Genomic DNA, 20,219 nt, shown 5'->3' with positions numbered 1-20,219 from the left:
ACGTTTGCCGATGGACCCCTCGGTCCGTCCAGTTTTATTTCAGTCATTGGTGGGACGAATAAAATAGATGCGGAATATATCGCTTGAGAATATTCTTGCGTCCGACCTGTATCTGGTTATCAGCCTGGCGAGTGATCAATCGTCGAGTGATGTCTTATCGTCTTCATGCAGCGTGTATGATGTGGTCAAATAAACGATCTCGGTGATGCCCGTTCTCGAAGACTGGCAAATCGCCGTGACACTCGTGGTACAAATATGTTGCATTTCTTTTGCAAGGCCGATAGTTTGGTTTTCAATTTCTTCACGGCCCTGCGACCGTATTCCTTGCCTCATGCGCACCTTCCTTTCGTCCCGGTTTTCGGGCATGTTGATCGTTCTCTCTCTACTTCTATGTGCGTCTGCATGTGGGAATGGGGCGTCGCTAACTGATGATGAGATGAGTAAACTCGCTCCGCCATTGCAGCAGCTCGTGCAGGGAGAGGATCCATCTTCGCTGCCCGGGCTGGACACGTCTACACGAGAAGGCGAAACCGTTTACGCCGTGATGCTTCGGGTGAGTGATGCGGAGGCCGTGCGAGAAGCCGGCATTCCGCTCAACAGTGTGATGGGGTCCGTTGCCACAGCTCGACTTACCATCGAACAGATTAAAACGAGCGCACGTCTTTCTTCCGTCTCTAGAGTCGAGCCGAGTGGCCGCTCAACGCCCCATCCTCGCTGAGTACTGCGCTGACCCCGATTCCCTTTCGTATTGATCAGACGCCTGCAGCACGTTGATGCTGTCGGGTGTTCTGGTTGTTTTTCTATCTCCAGGCCCATTGTGATGCATCGATCTTTACGCTTCCTATTCGTTCTGCTCCTTCTTCTCTTTCTGCCCGATGCTGTTCATGCGCAGGATGCTCCTCCTGATTCGCGTGTGGATGCAGCCTTCCAACGACTGCTTCAGGTAGACGCGTCTCCATCGGCCAAACGCGGTGCAGAAGCGGGTCTCCCACTTCTGCTGCAGAAAACAGCAATCCGAGGTGGAGACGGCACCGTCCGGTACCCGGCGATTATTCGTACGAATGATGTCGCCGCTCTCCGCGCCGCGGGGATCACGGTGAACTCCGCTGTCGGACCCATCGTGACCGCACGCTTGACGGCAGACGAGGTCCGGACCGCCGTCGGAATCTCCTCGGTCCGTCACATCGGGGCGAGTGGGATCTCGAAAACGCACAACGACGAAGCTGCACGAGAGGTCGGTGCGCGAATTCTGAATAGCGGCGCCGTAAATAACACGAACTACTCCGGTCAGGGTGTGCTGACGTGCATCGTGGACTCGGGGATCGACTTCGACCACGGCGACTTCATGGATGCCAGTGGCAACACACGCATCCAGTACATCTGGGACCAGGTAAACGACACCGCCGGGCAGGCACCGTCGGATCGGAGCGCGAACTTTTCGACGCTAAACTACGGGACGGAATATTCCGCGACCGATATTGACGCTGGTAATGTCAGCGAGACCGACCCTAATGGGCACGGCACGCACGTCGCAGGAACCGTGGCGAGCAGCGGGAACGCGCTCGTTTTGAGTGGCAGTCAGACGTCACCTGAGCATCGCGGAATGGCTCCAGAGGCGGACATTATCGTCGTGAAAGCCGGAAATGGATCGTTTCCCGATGCGAATGTGATTGACGCGATGAGCTATTGCGGACAGGTGGCGACCGATCAGAATAAGCCGCTCGTCGTCAACATGAGTCTCGGTTCCAATCTGGGGCCTCATGACGGAACCGCATCGCTTGATCTCGCTGTCGACGCATTTACCGACGGCTCGCCGGGCAACGGATCCATTGATCCTGGTACGGCGCCCGACAGGGTGGTCGTCGTCTCCGCCGGCAACAACGGAGGATCAGTGCAGCATGTCATGGGAACCGTCGATCCGGGCAACACGGTCAGCGAGCCGTGGACCATCGCCCAATATGCTACCCAAGATGGAACGCCCAAAGACGGCACGCCGAATGACTATTTTGCCATTCAAAAGTGGTTTGACACGGCGGGCGATGTCACGGTCACGGTTACAGCCCCGAACGGAACCGACACGTTTTCACTAGCAGCTTCGGGAACGACACCGCAGTCAGGCTCCTTCGAGACGCCGTCTGGACGGATTTTTCTGGCAAGTGGCATCGGCCCGGACAACGGCGACAGATACTTTGATATCCAGGTGCTCGACTACGAAGACGATTCGGTTACACCGACGGACGAGGTTGAGCCAACCGTCGGTCAGTGGCAGATTGAAGTCGAAAACACGGGCTCCTCTCCATTTACGTATCACGGTTGGACATGGGGGAGCGAAGTCATCGGCGGGTTCGACAATGGGAACGCGAATTACACCATCGGTTCGCCCGGCACCTCGACCGGGGCGATCACCGTGGGCTCGCATGCGCATCGATGGTACTGGGACGCTGCTGGTTACGTCGGTTATGATTTCAATTATAATGCTCGAAACGAAATCTCTAGCTTCAGCAGTCGCGGCCCTCGCCGAGACGGGGCTGTGAAGCCGGACCTGACCGCGCCCGGACAGGCGATGGTGTCCGCCTACTCGCAGGATATGCCGTCACAACCTGCATTTGGTGTGTTTGATAAGGACGGCATGCACCGTTTCTCCCAGGGGACGAGCATGTCCGCGCCGGTCGTTGCCGGCTCGGTCGCTCTCCTTCTTCAGGCCGCAAAGCAACAGGGCACGTCCCTGTCGGCCAACGACGTGCGTTCGTATCTGACCTCGAGTGCCGACACCGATGCGTATACCGACGCGTACGGAGCGGTCCCGAATGCGGAATTTGGACACGGGAAACTGGACATTCTCGGTGCGGTCGTTGACTTCCTCGGCGGAAGCGTCGACCGGGAGATGATTACGAGCTTCCAGGACTTAGGCACCGGCGGCATGGGGCGCCTGGATCTGGATGCCTCCACGCCGAAGATAGCGGTTCGCTTTCAGCCGACGGTGGATGGTTTTGTGACGGGTGGACTGCTGAGACTCTGGCACAACAACGGGTCCCCGAACAGCTCGGCAATCGAACTGACCGGGCCGCTCACCGTCGAGGTCTGGTCCGACGACGGAAGTGGCAATCCCGACACGAAGCTCGGGAATACGGTCCAGGTCGCGGCTGAACAGCTCTACGCGTTTACCCCGAACGCGCTGAACCTGGAAGCAGTTGGTGTTGACGTCACGCCTGGAACGGATTACCACCTCGTTCTCGCCCCAACCAATTCCAACGACGCCCTGTATCTCTCCGGCGACACGGCCTCGGGCGTGACGCACACGTCCGTGTTCGATGGTTCGAGCTGGTCGACGGCGAGCGCGGAGCTGCAAATGAACGTGGAGGTTGCTCGTGTCTTCGGGATCACGACGAGCCTGCCCGTCGAACTCGCATCGTTCGAAGGCTACGCTCTCGATGAGTCGGTCGAGCTGACGTGGACGACCGCAAGCGAGAAGGACAACGATGGATTCTACGTCGAACGGAAGGTCGGCGATGCAAGCAGCACCTCGCGGTGGACTTCGCTTGGCTTCGTGCAGGGAGCCGGCACGTCGGTCGAGGCGCAGCAGTATCGCTTCACCGACGCGGAGCTTCCGTTTGGAGCGCAAGACGTTTCTTACCGACTCCGGCAGGTCGACGTTGATGGCACGCCGACGTACTCGAAGGCCCGAACGATTCGCGTCAGCGGACCGAAGGAGGTCACACTTCATGCACCGTTCCCCAACCCGGTGCAGTCGGAGGCCACGTTGCAGTATGAGCTTCCGGCCGACATGCCCGTTCAGATCCACGTCTTCGATGTCCTCGGACGGCGCGTGCAGACGGTCACGGACGCACAGGAAACGAGCGGTGAGAAGACGGTCACGCTCTCAAGTGATCGTTTGGCCGCGGGCGTGTACTTCATCCGTCTGGAAGCCGGCGATACGATCCGGACCGAGCGGATGACGGTTGTGCGCTAGCGTTTTGTACGTTCACCGTAGCGAAAAAGAAAAAGGAGCCGTGGGCGTGTGCCTGCGGCTCCTTTTCTTTATGCGGGTCGTGTTTGATCGTCATCGGATCGGCGCATACGCGTACCGTGAGCCCGCCACGATGACGTTCGCCTGTCAGTGATCGGACATGGGTGTTTGTGCCTCGCTGGCGAAGAGACCGCTGTTCTGAGACTCGTGGCGGAGGAGCGTGCGCTTTCGGTCGAGGCCGCCGGCATAGCCAGTCAGCGATCCGTCATGGCCGACGACCCGGTGGCAGGGAATCACGATGGCGATGGGATTTTGGCCGTTGGCTGCGCCGACCGCCTGTGCCGCCCGGGGCTGACCGATTCGCTGCGCGATGGCGCCGTACGTGCACGTGGTGCCGTAAGGAATGGAGCCGAGCGCCGTCCACACCTTCTGCTGAAAGGGGGTGCCGCCGGGGGCGAGGGGCACGTCAAACGTTCGGAGCGTCCCCGCCCAGTATGCATCGAGCTGCTCGCGCACCTCAGCGAAGGGGGCGTTGGTCTGACGCCAACCGGTCGGGATGTCGAACGAATCATCATCGGACGCCATCCGGAGACCCGTGATCGCTTCCCCATCGGATGTGACCAGGAGTGGGCCGAGAGGGGAGTCGATGATTGTGTAGCGGATGGTTGCCATAACGCAGATCGTGATCGGTCAGGTTTTCCGCGATCGCGAGCGAAAACGGGTGAGCGCGAGTCCGGCCAGGATGACGGCAGACGCGGCGACCGTCTGCATTGTCATCGTTTCGTCCAGTAATAGCCACCCGAGCCAGAGCGCGATCACCGGGTTCACGAAGACGTACGTCGAAACAAACGCGACCGACAGGTGCCGGAGGGCGTAGAGATACGCGCTGTAGGCGATGCACGACCCGATCAGCACACTGTATACGGCGGCGCCTCCGCTGAGAAGGGTGACCGGCTCCGTCAGCGTTTCCCCGACCACGAGGCTGACGGCACCCTGCAAGGCTCCGGCCCAGAGCATCTGTGCGCCGGCTGTCGAGGCCAGGTCGGCGGGCGGAGACGTGTACCGGATCATCACCGACCCGAATGCCCAGCTGATTCCACCCGCAATGACGCCTGCGACGGCGATGAGCGACGCTTCGGCTGCGCTGGGGTCGCCGGACTGCTCCATCGCAATGAGGGCGATGCCAGTGAGACCAAGTGCCAGTCCGAGGCCGACGGCCGGGCGGAGGCGCGCACCGTCGAAGACGAAGCGGTCGACGAGGACCATGTACAGCGGGACGCCGGCGACGAGGACCGCGGCGACGCCGGTCGGGAGCCACTGAAGCGCCCAGATGTTCGCGCCGACGCCGATGCCCAGCGTCAGCATGCCCGCTCGGGCCGTCGGGTGCAGGACAATGTCTCGGACAGACGTACCGTCGTCTCCGGCATACCAGCGTGCGGCGAGAAAGACGATGATTCCGGCCGAAAGAAACCGGAGCGATGCGTACCGAAAGGGCGGGATGGACGCGATCGCGAGATCGTTGCTCAGATAGGTCGTGCCCCACACCACGCACACGATCACCCAGGCGGAAAGCGCACGAACGTGGAGCGAGTCAGACACGGCACATGAAGGTGTCGGGGAAGAGGGTCCGCCTGCAGGATAGGAGCGGTTCTGGCCGAATCACAACTGCACCAGGACTTTCCACACGGTTTCCACGTATGCCGTACGGCGGTATTCCATGGCCGGTTGGGCCGAAGGTCAGAGTGCCTCTTCCGGGTGTGCCTGTGGCGACGAGCGGACGACGGCTTCGAGCCGAGCGACGGCGCGGCCTACGCCATCTTCCACGCGGATCTGTTCGCCGAGATGAGCCGCTTTCTCCCGCATGCGCTCGTTTCGCGTTACCGTCGCAAGGGCTGCGGCGAGGCGACCGGGGGTCAGCTGTTTCTGCGGGATCGGCTCCGGGCCGACGCCGAGTGCATGCACGCGTCGTCCCCAGAAGGGCTGATCGCCGAAGAAGGGGCAGATGACCGTTGGTCGACCGGCGCGCAGTCCGGCCGCCGTGGTTCCGGCTCCCCCGTGGTGAACAACGGCCGAGCAGAGGGGAAACAGGGCGTCATGCGGGGCCTCGTCGAAGAGGTAAATCGAGTCCGGCACATCCTCGGGAACGAGTCCGCCCCACCCGCGCGAAATGAGCGCTCGCAGACCGGTTCGCCGAAGCGCATCTAGAACGGTCTGCGTCGTCCGTTCGGGGTGTTGTCTCGCCATGCTCCCGAAGCCGATGTAGACGGGCGGGTCGCCGGCCGCGAGGAAATTCTGCAGTTCATCCGGCATCGTCCAGTCCTCCGGACGATCGAGAAACCAGTAGCCGGTCGTCTCGACGCTTTCCGGCCAATCGTCGGGGTTCGGGGCGACGTGCTCACTCCACGCGTTTAGCATCGGGACTCTATCACCATCCGACGTTCGGACGACGCCCGTTCCTCGGGGGGCGGGGGGAAGACCGTTCTGCGCGCGCCATTCTCGAAAATACCGGGTGCTAACGGTGCGGACGACCGTCTGCACGAGATGGTGGGTGCCGCGATTGTAGGCTTCTCGCAGGACGCGCGGGAGAGGCAGTGGGGCAAGGCCGATGTTCGGGAAATCCGTCGTTGGTAGAAAGATCGGATACAGCGGAGTGATGACGGCCGGAATGCCGAGTTTTTCTGCAAAGTGAAGCCCGCACGCCATCTTCGGATGGTAGACGATCAGGTCCGGTTGTGCCGCCTCCGCCGCTTTCCACCCGTCCCGCACGAGTTGACGCTGGATGTCGCCATGCTCGCGAATCAGCCGCACAGCCGTTCGAACGCCGGAAATCAGGCTCGACATGTCCTCCAGCGCCGCCCGGCCTTCCACGGACTCCGTGATCGCCACGAGGTCGTCGCTGAGTGGTGCAAAGGAGAGACCGCGATCCGCAAAGAGGTTTCGGTAGCGGGGGCTTGTACAGAGCGTGACGTTGTGTCCGGCTTTTCTGAGTCCGACGGCGAGAGCAACGTGCGGCTGGACATCACCCCGCGTGCCGATGGTAAGAATCAAAATGTTCATGGCAGACGGGGTCGGAGAGAGGACGGAAGAAGCGATTCAGGACCGGCTAGCAGCGTGATTTTTTAGAAACGGCTTACTGGCGTGAGCAGGCGTTGATGCAATTCATCACGTCAGGATGCATTTCGTTGAAACAGCCGAATCAACAACGAGGTCGGCAGGTGGATCTATAGTGCATCATTCACCCGCAAACTCAGGACGTGTCCGTTTATGAATCGGATTGTTGCTACCCTCGTCGGTCTTATTCTGTTCGTCGTGCTTCCAGTGGATGCGCTCTCCCAGGACGACGATCCAGGAGGCCGGGGACGTATCGAAGGAATCGTGGTCGAAGCGGGCCCCGAGACTCCGCTCGTTGGAGCGACCGTGTCCGTCCGCTCGCCGATCGACTCGTCTCTGGTAAGCGGTGCGACCACGGATGCCAACGGTGCGTTCGTCGTGAGCGGCCTTCCGCTCGACACGTATACTGTGGTCGTCAGCTTTGTGGGCTATGCGAACACGCGCCTGACGGACGTCCGGTTGACGCAGTCTCGCCCGAGTCGAGACCTGGAGACGATCCAGGTGCGGGAAAAGACGCAGCAGCTTGATGAGGTCACGGTCAGTGCCGAACGGCCTGCCGTCGAGGTGCGAACCGATCGCACGGTGTACAATACGGATCGGCAGATTGTCACGGCGGGTGGATCGGCGCGAACCGTTTTGAATGATCTGCCGTCGATCCAGGTCGACCTGGACGGGAGCATTAGCCTGCGCGGGAGTGAGGGTGTGGTGGTGCACGTGAACGGCGAGCCGACCTCGCTCTCCGGGCAGTCGCTGGCGAGTTTCCTCGAAAGCCTGCCGGCCTCCGCCGTCGAGCGAGTAGAGGTGATCCCGAATCCGTCCGCGAAAGAGGAGCCGGAAGGGGCGGCCGGCATCATCAACATCGTTTTGAGACGAAACCGCGGGTCTGGATGGAGCGGAGGCGCGACGGCCGGCGTGGGCACGCAGTCGTCCGTCAACACCTCAGTGAATGCGGGCTACCAGAACAATGGATGGCGCCTGTTTGCGAACTACGGATTTCGCCGCGGCTCGGAGGACGAAGGCGGGACGCGCCTGCGCCGCAACTTTACCACGGACCCGACGACCATTCTCGACCAGTCCGAGACGGAGCAGGAGACCGAGCGCTCGCACACGGGGAACGTCCAGCTCGAGTATCGCCCCACCCAGGCGACGACCTTCTCCTTGGAATCGGTCTTCAGTACGGAATCCGAAGAGCAGGAGAGCCGGACCAATTATCTTCGGAGCATATCTTCTGGGTCGACCACCGATCGGTACGCCCGTTTAAATGATGGCCTGAGCGACGAGGAGAGCGTTGACGCGCGGTTTTCGGGGCGCCACGAGTTCGGAGAAGACCACGAACTCTCCGCACAGATCCGGTATGAGCGCGAGTGGGAGTCCGAAGATGCCCGTTATATGGAGCGCGCTCTCGCAACGGACGGGCAACTCGATTCGGTTCGCGATCGAGAGCGAGAAGACATGGGTGAGACGGAGGACGAGGGCACGATCGAGATCGACTACACGCGAGCCGTGGGCGACCTCATGATCGAAACTGGATACCAGGGGGAAACCCGCACGCAGAAGTCGGATCAGGTCTTCGAGGTGTTCGACATGCAGTCCAACGCCTACCAGATTGAGGAAACGAGCGACTTCGACTATAACGACCGTACGCATGCCGTCTACGGGCAGCTGACCTTTCCTCTCAGCAATGCATTGGAAATGAAAGGTGGCCTTCGGGCAGAGCAGACGTCGCGGACGTTCACGCTTCCCGCGATGGATGCGTCGTTCGATAACGACTACCTGAACTTCTTCCCGAGCGCGTTTCTGACCTACAAGCAGGGAGAGCGTTACCAGGCCCGCTTGTCCTACAGCAAGCGAATTCGCCGACCTGGCACCTGGCAGTTGGATCCTGTCGACGACAACGAGGACCCCAACTTTCGCTTTCAAGGGAATCCGCAGCTGGATCCGGAATACATCCACTCGTTCGAGCTCAGCATGACGCGCAACTGGGCTCCGGCGACCGTCTCGATCACGCCCTTCTTCCGGCGGACGGTGAACGAGATCGAGCGGCGCGAGGAACTGCTGGGTAGTGGCGTGACCTTGCTCACGTTCGCTAATTTCGCTTCCAGCAATTCGTACGGCGTCGAGGTGGTCACGTCTCTAGAGGTCGATGACTGGGTGCGGGGGAATGTGACGCTGAACGCGAATCGGGTCGTCACCGACGCCAGCAACGTGGATAGCGACTTGAGCAATGACGCCATGGCCTACTCGGGTCGGGCGAACCTCACGTTTGGTCTTGGCTATGGCGTCGACCTGCAGGTGAGCCAGTACTACCGGGCACCGCAGGACATTGCCGGGGGCGAGATCGGCGCGCGGATGAGCAGCGACGTTGCCCTCCGGAAGGAACTGTTCGGGGGAAGCGGGAGCCTGAGCCTGCGCGCGAGCGACGTCTTTGACTCGCAGAACTTCGAGCTGCAACGCAGAACCGAAGCGTTTTACACCGAAAGCTCCCGCGACTGGAGTCAGCGCCGCTTCATCCTTACCTTCTCGTACGCCTTCGGTAACGACAACGGAGGTCGCCGGGGCTCTAACCGATAACGACGCCGTCTAGAGATGATGCTAAGCACACATGCGTGACGCTCCCTCTGCCGACACGTCCATATCCGACTGGCCGACGCGCCAGGAATGGCTGCTGATCATCGGCGCGTGGACCACCGTGGCTCTACTGACTGCGGTGAACGACGTGCTGGCGCCGCGCGGAGGCGGTCCGGTCGAGTGGGGCCAGTTTCCGGTCGAGCTCGGGCGCGAGATCTTCGAGTACGGCTTCTGGATCGTGCTCACACCGTGCGTGTTCTGGCTTGCCCGCCGTCTGCCGGTCGAGCGAGGCGACATCGCGCGAAACGTCGTCTTGCATCTGGTTTTCGCTGTTCTCGGAGCTTTTGCCGTCGAGTCGGCGGACTCGATTCTACGGGGGGCGATGTTCGGGCACGGGCGGGGCGGAGCGTTTTTCGACCCGGTTCGCATCGCGACCCGCCTCTGGTTCGTGAACGAGCTGGTCGTCTACTTCGTCATTCTCGCGGCCGGCTTTGCGCGGGATTATCACCTGCAGAAAAAGGAGCGCCAGGCTGAAACGGAGCGCCTGCGTGAGCGCACGGCCGTGCTGGAGAAAGAGCTCACGGAGGCGCGGCTGCAGACGCTCCGCATGCAGATCAACCCGCACTTTCTCTTCAACACGCTTCACGCCGTGAGCACGCTCGTTGGTCGCGATCCGCAGGGCGTGCGACGGATGATTACGCGACTCAGCGAACTGCTTCGTCGTGTCCTCGACGAGGACGCGCCCCAGGAAGTGCCGCTTTCCGACGAGATCGACATCCTTGAGGATTACCTGGAGATCCAGCAGATCCGTTTTCAGGGCGGTCTCGACGTCGAAATCGACGTTCCCGAAGAGCACCGATTGGTCCTTGTGCCGTACTTGCTCCTTCAGCCGTTGGCGGAGAACGCCGTCAAGCACGGCGCGGCCCGGGTTCGCGGCACCGGGCGAATCTGGATCCGCGCCACGCGCGAAGAGGACACACTCGTCGTCACGGTCCGAGACAACGGTCCCGGTTTCCACGGAGACGACATCTCATCGGGCCTCGGGCTCAAAAATGTCCGCGCTCGGCTCGAAGGGTTGTATGGCGATGCCGCAGCACTGCACGTTGCGTCGAATGAGGCGTCAAGCGACGACGAGGCGCCCGGTGTGACGGCGACGCTTCGCCTCCCCTATCACACGAGCGCCGACCTGTACGTGGTCGGGGAAGAGAGTACGGATCGGTCGGACGTGGCAACGGCCCGGTCGAACGCTGGTGCGAGTGAAGACGACCGTACTCGCGACACCGACGCAGGAACGATGCACGCGGCGTCGCTGGAGCCGGCCACCCCCGACGAATAGAATATTTTCCTGCCCATGCCATCCGTGTCGTCCCATCTTCCTCTGCGGGTTCTTATCGTTGACGACGAGCCGTTGGCCCGCGAGCGCATCCATACGCTGATCGAGAACGAAGACGTTATCTCGAGCGAGGTGGCGGTCGTGATCGGGGAGGCTCAAGACGGATCGGAGGCGATCGAGAAGATCGAGCGTCTACGGCCAACCCTCGTTTTTCTGGATGTGCAGATGCCGGGAGCGTCGGGGCTCGACGTGGTGGAAGCGGTCGGTCCGGACGACATGCCGCTGACGGTTTTTGTCACCGCCTACGATGAGTATGCCATCCAGGCGTTCGAGTGGGCTGCCGTGGACTATCTACTCAAACCGTTCGATGACGACCGCTTTGTGGAATCCGTTCGTCGCGCTCGAAAGCGGCTGGAGGGGCAAGAGCACCGCGGGATGGGGGAGGCTCTCAGGGATTTGTTGAGCGAACACGGGACGGAGCAAGCGTCGGATGACGGTGCCGAGCCGCTGGAGCGGATCGCTGTGCAGGGCCGGGGCGAGACGCGCATTGTTCACGTGGACGACATCACGCATATCACCGCCGATGGCTCGTATGCCGAACTGCATACCTCCGACGGGACGCACCTTATTCGGGAGCGGATGAAGACGCTCGACGAGCGGCTGGACAATGGCGAATTTATGCGCATCCACCGCTCTGCCATTGTTCGGCTCGACGAGGTGGTCTCCATTCGCCGGAAAGGCGGAGGAGACTATGCCGTGCGGTTGCGGAATGGCGAACGCGTAAGTCTCAGCCGAAACCGCATCGATGCGCTAAAAGAACACCTCGGGGTTGACTAAATGTTCAGAGTTCAGGGTTCAGAGTTCAGGGTTCAGAGTTTATCGTTCAGGGATAAACGCGAGGAACCGTTGCACGGCCGTGCGACGGTTCCTTATTTTTTGCGTTTCGGCATGCCTCTGACCATACGGCGCTTCAAGGAGGCGGTGTTGGCTGGGGGTAAGATTCAGAGTTCATAACCTGGTTGGCGAATGGATCGCCAACCAGCAAGGGCAGAAGGTCGCTTCACCGGTCGGGTTAAAGGTCATCCGTTTGCACAGATGCGTTAGACACAGTGACCGAGATGAACCAAGCCCAGTGTGACGAACATTGCGAGGACTGACCGTCGAGAGGTCCCTACTTTTGGATCGCCGAAGGCTGTCCGCCAAACAGGTTGTCAAGGTTCAGAGCCCCCTGGCGCCTCTCATACCCTCATACTCAAGCACCTCAACACTTTCACACTTTTCGGTCACCGGTTGTCCAATCGTGCTGGGGAATGTATCTTGTGTCGTCCCATACACCCATCACTCAGGCACGATGTCGGGATTCGATCCGCTTTCGCCGGCCAACGACGACCGTATGCTCTTCGACGACGCAACGTTGCTGGGCCGGATGCAGTCGCACGTGGAGTCCTGGATGGCTACGGGGGACGTGCGGGCGGTTTTTCTCGAGTGTTATCTCATCATGACCCGCAACATGGTGGCCCAGGTGCATGCCGACGCATTTGGCGATGCTCGGTGGGTCCACGGCCTGCTCCACCGATTCGCAGAATACTACTTCGATGCGCTGAGCGCATATGAGTCAGAGGGAATGTCACCGCCGGCAGTCTGGCAGGTGGCGTTCGATTGCTCGGCGTCCGGCGAGGCGACGGCTGTGCAGCACCTTCTTCTCGGCGTCAACGCCCACATCAATTACGACCTTGTCCTCACACTGGAGGACATACTCGCCCCCGAATGGTCGCAGCTCGATCGCGGGCATCAGGCCATACGGTACGCGGACCACTGCAGCGTCAACCGGGTCATCGCTCAGTCCGTCGACGCGGTACAAGACACGGTTTTGGAGCCGCGTATGCAGTTTCTTGAATTCGTGGATATCGCGCTCGGGCCCGTCGACGAGTACCTCGTGTCCCGGTTGATCACGTCGTGGCGGGAGGACGTATGGCGCCACACGCAAGAGTTGCTCCGGTGTCGGGATGAGCGAGAGCGCCGTGCCTATGTAGCGACGGTGGAAGCTGAGGCGCTGCGGATCGCCGAATGGATGGTGTAAGGCAAATATCCGAGCAAGACGACGCACAGCGTATGCACGTAACGCACGGAGCGTCGAGGTTGAAAAGCGATGTCCCGTTGTTCATGTTATCCCGTCGTCGCTTCGCGTCTAGATGTCGACTCGGACAAGATCGCCGGCGCGGATGAACGTACGCGAGCCCCGTTTTTCGCATGCATTCTATCGCTTGTAGCAATCTGTTTTTATGCCATACGCCATTGACTCTCGACGTTGGATGGATCGCGACACATTTGCGTTTGCCAGCGTCCGCCGCGTGTTGGCTCTCGCCATGTGTGCTGTGCCACTTTTGCTTTTTGTTGGTTGCGACAGCAGTGGATCCAACGACGACGTGTCCGTCGAGCCGTCATACTCCCTTTCTGTAACTGGTAATTCGGTGAACACGACCTTCACGGGAGCTGCCCGATGGGGCAACGGGTCGACCGACGCCAGCAATGAGGCGATGGCGGTAAACTTCTCGAGTGATGATGGCACCGGTCAGGGGTTTCTGATTCGCGGGGCCGCCCGCCCGGAAACAGGCACCGTTTCGGTCCGAAATATCGACGGCCAGAACGACAACCTGACATCTAGTTCGGACTTTTCATTCTACTACGTCAACGGACAGAGCGACACGTCCATCCAGTACCTCTCGACCGGAGGAACGATCACCATTACCGAGTCGACGGAAAACCGACTTGCGGGCAGCTTTGATATCACGGTCACCCGCATCGACCCTCTCGCACCAAACGGAGGAGAATCGAGCGCGACGATCACGGGGACATTTGACGCACCGTACGACGAGAGCGGGGTTGGCGCTTTTACTCCGCAAGCGAAGCGCGGGCCCGGAGGCGGTTGAGCACCTTCTCTTTTTTCCAGAAGATGAGCGCGAAGCCGATGACCATCGGCACGCCCCACCAGAGTGCGCCGCGTTCCCACATGGACCAGCCGGCGGGTCCGTACTGCGCAAAGTGCGACCCTGTGGCCATCACCAGGCCGACGTATGAGAAGGTGATCCAGAAGTAGTGGTGCTCCAGCCAGCCGTCGTGGTATTCGCGGCGGAGGGGAAAGTAGATGGCGAGAGTAAGCGTTGCGCCGCTAACGATGGCCATGACATGGAAGGGCCCGAACGCTCCCGTAAGCTGAAAGATGGCGAATGAGGTCAAGATGAGACCCGCCATGGCACCGGTGTATATCCAGCCAGCTCGTCGGTGCCGACGCGTTCCCTTCTGCGCCATCAGATTCCATGCTCCAGCGACCAAGGCGATGACGCCGAGCGCGACGTGAACAAAGATCACCATCTCAGGGGCTACATTATGGCATAAATAGGTGGTTCAATAATAGAGATGTGTCTTCGGTTCATCAAGCCCGCGTCACCATATTCTGATGCGATCGGCCATTTTAGATGAACCAGATCGTTGCCGCGGCGGTGGCTATGATTGCTGCCATGCCTCCGAGAATCGGTCGGCGGATGCTTTTCGTTCCCGTGAAGAAGACGATGCCGCCTTTCAGCAGCGTATTTGCCGCGGCCCCGATGACGATGGCCCGGGCAGCGGTTTCCGCCTCTACATCGCCCGCTGGTCCGCTCAGCCGGGCCATCGAGAGAGTGATGGCGTCCACATCCGCCAGGCCGGAGACCAGGCTCGTCACGTAAATGCCAGCGTCTCCGAAGTAATTTTGTGCGGCGCTGGTCGCGACGAGAATGACGGCATACAGGATGCCGAAGGTGATGGCCGGGGTGAGGCGAAACGGGTTTTTCATTTCCGTCGCATCACTCTCCGCTCCCGAGTCGTGCGCCATGTAGAGGTAGACGGCGTACAGGATTCCGGCTGCCATCATCGCGAGAATCGGGATACCGACGACTCGTAGAAGCGAGACGTTGACGGCGGCCACCTCCACCAGCACGCGGAGAAACATGACCGTCCACGCCAGCACGACGCCCATGCTGAAGGAGCGGGCGAGGCTGGGCGCGTCGCGGCTCCGCTGGGCGAGGCTGAGCGTGACCGCGGTGCTGGAGGCCAGTCCACCCAGAATACCGGTGAGGCCCACGCCGCGCCGTGCGCCGACGACCTGGATCGCCACGTATCCCAGAAAGCTGATGCCGGAAATGAGGATGACGATCAGCCAGACGTCGTAGGGCACGAGGACATCGAACGGAGGGGGACCGTACCCTTGCTGCGGCAGGATCGGCAGGATGACTGCCGTGATGACGGCAAACTTCAGCGTGGCGAAGACATCCTCCCGGCTAATGGTTTTGGCGAATGAACGCGTTTGAACCTTGAGCGCGAGCAGCACGGTCGTTGCCACGCCCAGTGCTGCTGCGAGTTCGATCTCGTCCCACGCGCACAGCATGCCCACCGAGAGAGTGAGGAGGGCAGCGATCTCCGTCGTGAGCCCCGTATTGGCCTCCTTCGCCTCCTGATAGTGGGCCACGCCCAGAAGCACGGCGACACCGGCTAAAATCATTGCTAACAGGGCGGGGGCCTGAGCAACGTCGGCCAGGAGGGCAAACGAGGCTCCCAGTAGACTGATAAGCGGAAACGTGCGCGCACCGGCCAGCAATTCGTCTTCTTGCTGGTGCTCGTGTTCCTGAAACGCATATTCGCGCTGGAGGCCGATCAGAAGCCCGATGACCAGCGCGGCACCAAAACGGTAAAACAGATCCGGTAGGCTTGCGTCCATGAGTCGTTGGGGCCGATTCGAGGAGAGGGTGGTGGTAAATCGGGCGGATGGGGTCTGGTTCGACGCCAAGCGGCATCGACCCAACACCTAAAGCGCGTAGATCCGCGTGGTTACGGGGCCGAACCGTGTGCGAGCAGGTCGATCGGTCTCCCGCGCTATCGACCGGTTGTGCTTTTCCTACACACCGGGTGTAAGCATGCCCGTGCTCCTGCCATACGTGTCTGCTTCGTTACTATCGGGTGGATACTTCCTGCATTTCCAGTCGTCCAGTGCGCACAATTTCGCCTTCATGAAATGTAAACATAACTGTGATGTTATCAAAGACGGCAGTTTTATCTCGATACGTAGCTGTTCTCGTAGCGCTCACCCTTGGTTTGTTCGGTTCGGGTTGTGACGCCCTGACGACGAGCGAATCTGCGGATCTGGGGAGCGAAGCTTCGACCCTGACGAAATCTGCGGAAGCCGCTCGCGGGGATAATGCACGCGGCTCGTCGGTTGCCGATCGCCGAGGCCAGGGGAGCGGCCCGATCGCCGACGTGCGCGTCGGCCACCTCTCGCCGGATGCCCCGGCTGTAGACGTGTACGTCGGCGTCGAGCCGGGCGAGGGAAGTCCCGCGATCCCGAACCTGTCATACGCGAACTTCGCGCCGAACGCCGACGGCGACTACGTCGGTCTCCGCTTCGGAACGTACGATATCGCCGTGACGCCTGCCGGAGCAGCGGGACCGCAAGTCATTGACGTCGACGGGCTGTCGCTGGACGCGAACAAGGACTACACAATTCTCGCGATCGGCGAATTGAGTCCGGAAAATGGAGAGCCCGGCATTCAGGCGCTCCCGCTCGTAGACAACGGAGACGATGAGCCGGCCCTTCCGCCGCGCGACAAAACACTCGTTCGCTTCGTGCACGCATCCCCCGATGCAGGAGCCGTCGATATCGCTGTCGACGGTCAGATCGTACTCGTCGGAGTCACGTTCGCTGCTGCGAGCCCGTACCTGGAGGTAGCTTCCGGCGACCGTACCGTCGAGATCTTAAAGGGTGGGACGGCGGTCTTGACGATTCCGGTCGGCCTGGTCGAAGGCACGAAGATCACTGCCTACGTGATCGGGAATGCGACGCCGGAGCCGGGTGATGCCGCGCTTTCTGCCGTAACGACACTGGATGCGACCAGCCCCGGTGGCACCGGTCCACTCGGACGCTAACGATTTCATCCTCTGAAGTCATCACAGTCAGCTCTCTGCCGGGTTTGTGCGAGTGAGGGCTGGCCTTTTTCGCAGAGAAAATAGATGGTATGGCCGCGGGGTGGGCTAATCGAGGCTGAGGAAGCGTGCGTTGACAGCGACGATCACCGTGCTCAGGCTCATCAGCACCGCCCCGGCCGCCGGACTGAGGAGGAGGCCGAACGATACGCCGACGCCCGCCGCAAGGGGGATTGCGACGACGTTGTAGCCCGTCGCCCACCACAGGTTCTGGACCATCTTCTGGTAGGTCGAGCGGGCGAGGCGGATGACGTTGACCGCGTCGCGCGGGTCGCTGTCGACCAGCACGATGTCGGCGGTTTCGGCAGCGACATCCGTGCCGGCACCGATCGCCATCCCCACATCGGCGGAGGCAAGGGCCGGTGCATCGTTGACGCCGTCGCCGGTCATCGCCACGATCCGACCGCTGGCTTTCAGTTCCTCAATGACATCATTCTTCTGATCGGGAAGGACCTCCGCGATGACGCGGTCGACCCCGATCTCGGCGGCGACCCAGTTCGCGACGCGCTCGTTGTCGCCCGTCAGCATCACCACGTCGATGCCGAGGTCGTGGAGCGTTTGGATGGCTTCCTTCGATTCTGAGCGGATGACGTCTGCGAGCGCCAGTGCGCCGATGGGTGTGTCGCCGCGGAGGACGTAGACGACCGTTTTCCCTTGCTCGCCGAGCGAGGCAGCGTCATGCTCCGGAAGGTCGGTTTCCGTCTCGGCCGCTACCGGACTGAGCACGCGAATCTCGGCACCCTCGACCGTGGCATGCACGCCCTTGCCCGTGATCGCCTCGAAGTCGGTTGCATCCGGTATGTCGATGCCGCGATCTTCTGCCGAGCGCAGGACGCCGGCGGCGATCGGATGCTCGCTGTGTCTTTCGACCGCCGCGGCGAGGCGGAGGACCTCCGTCTCCGAGGCGTCGCCGAAGACAAGAATGTCGGTTACACCGAAGCGTCCCTCTGTCAGCGTACCTGTTTTGTCGAAGACGACCGTGTCCAGGTCGCGGGCGCGCTCGAAGGCGCTTCGGTCGCGAATCAGGAGACCGCGCTGGGCTCCGATGCCCGTGCTGACCGCCACGACGAGCGGGATGGCCAGCCCAAGTGCGTGCGGGCAGGTGATGACCATGACGGTGACCGCTCGCTCGAGACTGAACACGAACGTCTCGTCCACCGCGCCAAACCAGATGCCGAATGTGAGGCCGCCGGCCGTGATCGCTATGAGCGTGAGCCAGGAGGCGGCGCGGTCGGCCAGATTTTGCGTGCGGCTCTGCGACGCCTGCGCCTCGCGGACGAGCGAGATGACCTGGTTGAGGTAGCTGTCTTCACCGGTCTTCGTGACCTCGACGACGAGCGATCCGGTGCCGTTGACGGATCCCGCGATGACGTCGTCTCCGTCCGTCTTCTCGACGGGCACGCTCTCACCGGTGAGCATGCTTTCGTTTATACTCGACCTGCCCTCGATCACCGAGCCATCGGCCGGGATCTTTTCGCCCGACTTGACGCGGATCCGGTCGCCGGGTCTCAGGTCCGCGATCTTGATCTCTTCCGTGTCCCCGCTCTCGGTGATCCGGTGTGCCGTGTTCGGCATCAGCCGAGCCAGCTCCTCCAGCGCGCGGCTCGCGCCCATCACGGAGCGCATCTCGATCCAGTGGCCGACCAGCATCAGGTCGATCAGCGTGGCGGTTTCCCAGAAGAACATCTTGCCCGCGACGCCGAGGGCCACCGCCGCGCTGTAGATGTAGGCAACGCTGACAGCGAGGCCGACCAGCGTCATCATGCCCGGCTCCTTCTCCTTCAGTTCGTCGACGAGCCCCGTTAGAAAGGGCCAGCCGCCATAGCTGTAGACGACGGTCGACAGGCCGAGCAGGACCCAGATGTCGCCAGGGAAGGCGAGCGCGCCCTCCCAGCCGAGAAACGACTGGATCATCGGGCTTAAGACGAGGATCGGCACCGTGACCGCCAGACTCACGAAGAAGCGGCGACGGTAGTCCTTCACCATCGCCGCGTGATGTTCGTGGTGCGAATGCCCCCCGCCGTCGCCATGGTCGCCGTCGCCGTAGTCGCCGGCGGCATGATCGTGGTGAGAATAGCCACCGGAGGCGGAATGCTCGGACCCCTCCTGTTCAGCATGCGACACGGCGTGCGGTGAAGACGTATCGGTCACGAGAACGCGGGAGCGGTGAGAGGGGCGATTTGCTGTCGTTACCTGAGCATTTGTGCTTACAGGCGGTCGAGCACCGAGCGAAGTTTGTCACGGATTTTCGTGGCGATCGGCTCGAGATCCGGGTTGTCGACGGCCTGCATGGACGCGACGGGGTCCACGGCAGCGACTTCCGTATGTCCGTCCTTCTCCTGCAGGATGACGTTGCATGGGAGCATCGTGCCGATCTTGTCTTCCGCCTGCAGAGCCTCGTAGGCCGCCGGTGGGTTGCAGGCGCCCAGAATTTTGTACGGGTGAAAATCAGCATCCAGCTTCTTCTTGAGCGTCGCCTTGATGTCGATTTCCGTCAGTACGCCGAAGCCTTCCTCGGACAACGCTTCACGGACACGTTCCTCGGCTTCATCGATGGGAAGGTCGATTTCGCGGGTGTAGTAATATGCCGTCTGGGTCGTCATAGTCGAATGTTCGAGAATCTATTTTCAGGTTACCGAATGAAGGGTAGGCTGCGGGCGCTGTCGTCGCGTAGGCTCACTGCAAAGACCGATGCGTTACCGATCGCGCTCGAGACGTTCCTTTCTATCTTCGTATTCCTCGGTCGAGATCTCGCCATCGGCATACCGCTTTTGAAGTCGCTCGAGCGGGGTCTCGTCGGATGACGTCGATATGCTGTCGGCCCCGGGGCGCCGGACAAACGTCCAGATCGCCAGACCGATGAGCAAGATCCAGAAGATCCACCAGAAGCCGTGCATTCCCCACATGATGTGTGACCCGTCAAACATGTGATGTTCAGCGCCGAACATGATATTGTGATCTCCGGTCGTGACGTCCGAACCGAGGGTTGTGAGCCCTCGCCCGTGGAACCTCTGGCAAGGTCGTAACTGTTATCGCAACGTCTGCATGTCGTTGCATGGATGACTTGTAGTTACAAACGCTTTACTCGTCGAGCAAGGTGTCCACATTTCGTCGTCGCAGAAAGAGTCGGATAGGAAATGGTATGAGACGTTTGGCCGCCGATTCTCATCCTCTGGCGACGGTCGGCGTGAGGCGTTGCTGTTGAGAGGAAAGATGGGTCGTGAATTG

General features: G+C 61.1%; 16 protein-coding genes. 8 read left to right on the top strand and 8 right to left on the bottom strand.

What is annotated here, in order from left to right; genetic code table 11:
* Nucleotides 1-436: 436 nt before the first annotated feature.
* Complete coding sequence (locus CRI94_RS15700; RefSeq protein ID WP_143815449.1) at nt 437-718, top strand: hypothetical protein; 282 nt, start codon at nt 437-439, stop codon at nt 716-718.
* Between the two features lie 102 nt (nt 719-820).
* The gene (locus CRI94_RS15695) at nt 821-3,970 is read left to right on the top strand and encodes a S8/S53 family peptidase (RefSeq protein ID WP_098078099.1); all 3,150 of its coding nucleotides are present in this window, start codon (nt 821-823) and stop codon (nt 3,968-3,970) included.
* 144 nt (nt 3,971-4,114) lie between these two features.
* Here CRI94_RS15695 and CRI94_RS15690 read toward each other — a convergent pair whose 3' ends face one another.
* The 3 genes from CRI94_RS15690 to CRI94_RS15680 form a co-directional block, all read right to left on the bottom strand.
* Entirely contained in the window at nt 4,115-4,639 is a 525-nt protein-coding gene (locus CRI94_RS15690) for a methylated-DNA--[protein]-cysteine S-methyltransferase (protein ID WP_098078096.1), read from the bottom strand.
* A gap of 18 nt (nt 4,640-4,657) precedes the next feature.
* Nucleotides 4,658-5,566 (bottom strand): EamA family transporter, encoded by a 909-nt coding sequence (locus CRI94_RS15685; RefSeq protein ID WP_098078093.1) that lies wholly within the window; start codon nt 5,564-5,566, stop codon nt 4,658-4,660.
* Between the two features lie 138 nt (nt 5,567-5,704).
* Entirely contained in the window at nt 5,705-7,024 is a 1,320-nt protein-coding gene (locus tag CRI94_RS15680; protein WP_098078089.1) for a glycosyltransferase, read from the bottom strand.
* 207 nt (nt 7,025-7,231) lie between these two features.
* Here CRI94_RS15680 and CRI94_RS15675 point away from each other — a divergent pair, with 207 nt between their 5' ends.
* The 5 genes from CRI94_RS15675 (at nt 7,232) to CRI94_RS15655 (ending at nt 13,909) form a co-directional block, all read left to right on the top strand.
* Entirely contained in the window at nt 7,232-9,649 is a 2,418-nt protein-coding gene (locus CRI94_RS15675; protein ID WP_098078086.1) for a TonB-dependent receptor, read from the top strand.
* A 31-nt stretch (nt 9,650-9,680) separates the two neighbouring features.
* Entirely contained in the window at nt 9,681-10,982 is a 1,302-nt protein-coding gene (locus CRI94_RS15670) for a sensor histidine kinase (protein WP_098078083.1), read from the top strand.
* A 15-nt stretch (nt 10,983-10,997) separates the two neighbouring features.
* Nucleotides 10,998-11,816 carry a LytR/AlgR family response regulator transcription factor gene (locus CRI94_RS15665; protein WP_245846227.1) on the top strand — a complete coding sequence of 273 codons (819 nt, stop codon included), beginning with the start codon at nt 10,998-11,000 and terminating at the stop codon, nt 11,814-11,816.
* 514 nt (nt 11,817-12,330) lie between these two features.
* Complete coding sequence (locus CRI94_RS15660; protein ID WP_098078079.1) at nt 12,331-13,059, top strand: DUF5995 family protein; 729 nt, start codon at nt 12,331-12,333, stop codon at nt 13,057-13,059.
* Nucleotides 13,060-13,261: 202 nt separating this feature from the next.
* The gene (locus CRI94_RS15655; protein ID WP_098078076.1) at nt 13,262-13,909 is read left to right on the top strand and encodes a hypothetical protein; all 648 of its coding nucleotides are present in this window, start codon (nt 13,262-13,264) and stop codon (nt 13,907-13,909) included.
* Here the strand turns inward: CRI94_RS15655 and CRI94_RS15650 are convergent.
* Both CRI94_RS15650 and CRI94_RS15645 read right to left on the bottom strand, forming a co-directional pair.
* On the bottom strand, nt 13,872-14,351 hold the full coding sequence (locus CRI94_RS15650; RefSeq protein ID WP_098078073.1) for a DUF2306 domain-containing protein: 480 nt from the start codon (nt 14,349-14,351) through the stop codon (nt 13,872-13,874). The genes CRI94_RS15655 and CRI94_RS15650 overlap by 38 nt on opposite strands.
* Nucleotides 14,352-14,451: 100 nt before the next feature.
* Complete coding sequence (locus CRI94_RS15645) at nt 14,452-15,732, bottom strand: MgtC/SapB family protein (RefSeq protein WP_098078069.1); 1,281 nt, start codon at nt 15,730-15,732, stop codon at nt 14,452-14,454.
* Between the two features lie 311 nt (nt 15,733-16,043).
* Between CRI94_RS15645 and CRI94_RS15640 the strand changes: the two genes are divergently transcribed.
* On the top strand, nt 16,044-16,934 hold the full coding sequence (locus tag CRI94_RS15640; protein WP_098078064.1) for a DUF4397 domain-containing protein: 891 nt from the start codon (nt 16,044-16,046) through the stop codon (nt 16,932-16,934).
* 105 nt (nt 16,935-17,039) lie between these two features.
* Here the strand turns inward: CRI94_RS15640 and CRI94_RS15635 are convergent, their stop codons facing one another.
* The 3 genes from CRI94_RS15635 to CRI94_RS15625 form a co-directional block, all read right to left on the bottom strand.
* Complete coding sequence (locus CRI94_RS15635; RefSeq protein WP_245846226.1) at nt 17,040-19,142, bottom strand: copper-translocating P-type ATPase; 2,103 nt, start codon at nt 19,140-19,142, stop codon at nt 17,040-17,042.
* Nucleotides 19,143-19,198: 56 nt separating this feature from the next.
* The gene (locus CRI94_RS15630; protein ID WP_098078061.1) at nt 19,199-19,594 is read right to left on the bottom strand and encodes a DUF302 domain-containing protein; all 396 of its coding nucleotides are present in this window, start codon (nt 19,592-19,594) and stop codon (nt 19,199-19,201) included.
* Nucleotides 19,595-19,687: 93 nt separating this feature from the next.
* Nucleotides 19,688-19,918 carry an SHOCT domain-containing protein gene (locus tag CRI94_RS15625; protein WP_098078205.1) on the bottom strand — a complete coding sequence of 77 codons (231 nt, stop codon included), beginning with the start codon at nt 19,916-19,918 and terminating at the stop codon, nt 19,688-19,690.
* Nucleotides 19,919-20,219: the final 301 nt, after the last annotated feature.

Origin of the sequence: Longibacter salinarum (assembly GCF_002554795.1) — a bacterium.
Taxonomy (GTDB): domain Bacteria; phylum Bacteroidota; class Rhodothermia; order Rhodothermales; family Salinibacteraceae; genus Longibacter; species Longibacter salinarum.
This window is presented reverse-complemented; position numbering and strand designations above follow the sequence as displayed.